The organism is Rhodovulum sp., from assembly GCF_011048875.1.
GTDB classification, from domain to species: domain Bacteria; phylum Pseudomonadota; class Alphaproteobacteria; order Rhodobacterales; family Rhodobacteraceae; genus Rhodovulum; species Rhodovulum tesquicola.
The window spans coordinates 1-3,760 of sequence record NZ_DSDD01000295.1; the positions used below are offsets into that span (position 1 = coordinate 1).

A 3,760-nucleotide genomic window follows, 5' to 3' on the forward strand; every position below is an offset into this window, starting at 1 on the left:
CCCTGGACGCTGGCAGGCCGGGCCTATGCCGACTGGGCCAGGGATTTCATCATCGGGGATCGCGCCCGCGGCCAGGCCGGCATCCTGGTGAGTGACAACCGCAATATCTATCGCAACGTCGATGCCTTCATTGGCGGGCTGGAAGGGGCGGCCACCTACGAATGGAAGAACGGCGTCTATGCCGGGGCCGAAATCTGGCTGACCTATGGCCAGAACACCACCGACGACCGCGCCATCGCCCAGATCCCGCCGGCCGAGGCCGCGCTGAAGCTCGGCTGGAAGGGGGGGCAGGTCTTGTTCGAAGGGACATGGCACCTTGTGGCCAGCCAGTCACGTCTGGATGACGATATATCCACTGGCTCGGGCGCCGATGGCAATGGCTCCGGCGGCGCGCTCGGGGCGGGCTATGGCACGCTGGATCTTGCGGCCAACTGGACGCCGCGGAAAAATACCAGCTTCAGCGTGGGCGTCGAGAACGTCTTCGACAAGGCCTATGTCCCGTTGATCGAGCGCGGCGATACCGACAACCCCTTCCTGTTCAACCCCACCGCCCCCGGCCGCAGCCTCTGGGCCAGGGCAATCATCCGCTTCTAGGAGAGCATGAAATGAAAATACCATCCCTTCGTTCTTTGCTTGCCCCCGTCCTTGCCGTGACACTGGCCGCCCCGCTGTATGCGGCCGAGCCTGACCTGTCGGTCGTCGTAAGCATCCTGCCGCTTCAGACCATGGTCGAGGCCATTGGCGGTGATCATGTGTCAGCCACGGTTCTGGTGCCGCCGGGCGCGCCCCCGGCAGTCTTTGAAATGTCGCCCAGGCAGACGGCGGCGTTGCAGGACTCTGCGCTTTATGTTGCGATGGGTATTCCGCATGAACGCAACTGGATGCCCCAGGTTCAGGCCGCGAACCCCGATCTGCCGATTGTGCGCATGTTTGATCATGTCAAGGTCAGGACGATCACCGGCACAGATCCGCGCGGAGGCAAGGAACTGCCCGATCCGCATATCTGGACGGGTCCGGCACAATTGCGCGACATGGCCATGGCGATACGCGATGCGCTCAGCACCGTGGCACCCGATCACGCAGGCGATTTCGCCACGAATACCGAAACCTGGCTGGCCCGGCTTGATGCTGTCGATGCCGAGGCCCGTGAAAAGCTGGCACCCCATGCCGGCAAGGCGTTCCTTGTCTTCCATCCCGCCTTTGGCTATCTGGCCGATGCCTATGGTCTGCGCCAGATCGCGATTGAGGAGCGGGGAATGGAGCCGGGTCCACAAACAATTGCGAACGCTGTCGCCTCTGCCCGCGCCGAGAATATCCGCGTGATCTTCGTGCAGGCCCAGCTCAGCACCGAAGAAGCCCGGACCGTCGCGGCCGAGATCGGCGGAGAGGTGGTCACGCTGGACGTGCTTGCCCCTGATCCGATCGAAACCATTGCGACGGTTGCAGACGCGTTCGTTGCGGCCTTCCAATGACCCGTGCGACCCCGGCATTGCAGATCGACAATGTAACGGTCCATCGCGGCGGGCGCGAGGTGCTGAAAGACGTCACCCTGCGGATCGACGGCGCCGGTCTTATTGGCGTGGTCGGGCCGAATGGCGGCGGCAAAAGCACCCTTCTGTCCGTGATCACCGGGCGCTTGCCGGTCAGCCGGGGGGCTGTGCAGGTGCTGGGGCAATCGCCTGCCAGGGCAGCACCGCGCCTGGGGTTCGTGCCCCAGGCGGCCGGGTTCGATCGCGGGTTTCCGATCAGCCTGCGGGGCATGGTGGCCACTGCCTGTCTGGTGCCGGGGCTTGGGCTCTGGCGCCAGCCCGACCGGGGGCAAGAGGCGCGGGTGGATGCAGCCCTGGCCCGGATGGGCCTTTCGGATCTGGCCGGGCGCCCGCTGAGTGCCTTGTCGGGCGGCGAGCTTCAGCGCGGCCTGATCGCGCGGGCGCTGGCCACCGAGCCTGACATGCTGTTACTGGATGAGCCGACGGCCAGCGTCGATCTGGACCACGCTGAACGATTGTTTGAACTGCTGTGCGGTCTGGGTCAGCGCGTGCCGGTCATCGTGGTATCGCATGACCTGGCGCAGATCGCGGCCCATTCGGATCGGGTTTTCTGCGTGCTGGGGTCGGTATGGGAGGCCGCGCGCCACGCCTCTGCGGCTGATCTTGCAGAACAGATTTTCAAACGCCCGGCCCATTGTGCGCGGCGGGAGGTAGGATTGTGAGCCTTCTTGCCTATGCCTTCATGCGATGGGCCGTGATGGCGGGGGTGATCTCGGCGCTGGCCTGCGGGCTGATCGGCCCGTTCGTGCGGGTGCGTCGGCTGGCCTTTCTGGCCGGGGCGGTGGCCCATTCGGCGCTGGCAGGGCTGGGGGCGGCCTATTATTTCGGCTATTCTCCCGAGATCGGAGCCTTGCCTGCTGCGATCCTCTCGGCGTTTCTGATCGGCTGGATCGAGGGGCGCGGCCACTCTGACGGCGGCGGGCATGAAGACGCGCTGATCGGTGCGGTCTGGGCGGTCGGCATGGCGATCGGGGTTCTCTTCATCGCCCGCACGCCGGGATACAATGTGCAGTTGATGAGCTTCCTGTTCGGCTCGATCCTGACCGCCGGGCCGGACAGATTGTGGTTCATGGGGGCAGGGCTGTCCATTGTCGCGGCAACGCTTGTCGTGCTGTGGCGCCCGATGATCGCCATCAGCCTGGACCCGGAATTTGCCCGCTTGCGCGGTCTGCCGGTCGAGGCGCTGAACCGGCTGTTGCTGGTGCTGATCGCCATTGCGGTGGTGCTGCTGATCCAGGTGGTCGGGCTGATCCTTGTGCTTGCGCTGCTGACCCTGCCTGCGGCAATCGCGGCCCACTGGGCGCGTGACATGCGCATGATGGTGGCCTTGGCAACCGCTTCGGCGCTGGCGGCCATCGGGCTGGGCTTTGCCCAATCCATCTGGCTCGACTGGCCCGCCGGCCCGACCATCATCCTTGCCGCAACCGGGCTGTTCGGCTTGTCGATGGGGTTGAGGTGGCGCGTCAGAGGGGCACAAGGACGTCCGGCACTGTCTGAATCGACAAGAAACGGGTCGTGAGCCGCGCCACCCTTCGTCGCCCGACAGGCGCCGGGGTATCTGCATCTCTGTCTCCAGACCCATAACACCTTGTCGAGATCCTTGCGGGCGGCGAATGTCCGGTCTGGAATAGCTGCGCCGCAGCGCTTGACCACTTGGCGAACTTCCGATCTTTGGTGGTGCAAGCCTTTGCCTCATACTCTGCGGTCGAGATCCTGCCTGGACGCTTCCTGAGCATTGCTGCCGCTCGGGAACGGTGCATCATCCGGTAAAAGAGGGCTCGGAGCCACCTCGCTGCGGTGCGGAAGGAAGGACGGCAGGGGCATCTTGTAATGTCCGCTCCATCGGCTGCCGCATTCATGGCTGGCATGAGCGGCGAAGGTCCGGAGACCGCCCATAGTAACTGGGCGGCTGGGGGGCCATGGCCTGGAGGCGGTCGAAGATCCCGGGGTCGAATCAGGCTTTCAGGAACTGGCCGATCCGGTTGGCATTGTTGCAGAAAGGCGGCCTTCGACGCGAGGGCCTCTTTCCCCTTCAGGTTCAGGCCACGCGAACGATCTCGGCGGTGCCGAGAGCATTGAAGCGGTTCATGAGTGCGACGCGGATGTGGATTTCGGCGGTTTGGCGGTCGGGGGTGAGCCATTGGAGCGCCATTGGTCCGAGCGACAATGGCGAACCGCGGCGATGCGCTCTCCGAAGGACTTTAGGCCCC

Annotated in this window: 4 protein-coding genes; all 4 read left to right on the forward strand. The window is 64.9% G+C overall.

The genetic code is table 11. The features are described 5' to 3' along the window. Positions 1-594 (forward strand): TonB-dependent receptor domain-containing protein (locus ENN83_RS10285; protein WP_287186662.1); only part of this gene is annotated, 594 nt, incomplete at its 5' end. A 56-nt stretch (positions 595-650) separates the two neighbouring features. After that, the gene (locus ENN83_RS10290; protein WP_287186665.1) at positions 651-1,472 is read left to right on the forward strand and encodes a metal ABC transporter solute-binding protein, Zn/Mn family; all 822 of its coding nucleotides are present in this window, start codon (positions 651-653) and stop codon (positions 1,470-1,472) included. After that, complete coding sequence (locus ENN83_RS10295) at positions 1,469-2,212, forward strand: metal ABC transporter ATP-binding protein (RefSeq protein ID WP_287186667.1); 744 nt, start codon at positions 1,469-1,471, stop codon at positions 2,210-2,212. The genes ENN83_RS10290 and ENN83_RS10295 overlap by 4 nt, the downstream gene beginning before the upstream one ends. Continuing rightward, the gene (locus ENN83_RS10300) at positions 2,209-3,069 is read left to right on the forward strand and encodes a metal ABC transporter permease (protein WP_287186670.1); all 861 of its coding nucleotides are present in this window, start codon (positions 2,209-2,211) and stop codon (positions 3,067-3,069) included. The genes ENN83_RS10295 and ENN83_RS10300 overlap by 4 nt, the downstream gene beginning before the upstream one ends. The last annotated feature ends 691 nt before the right edge of the window (positions 3,070-3,760 follow it).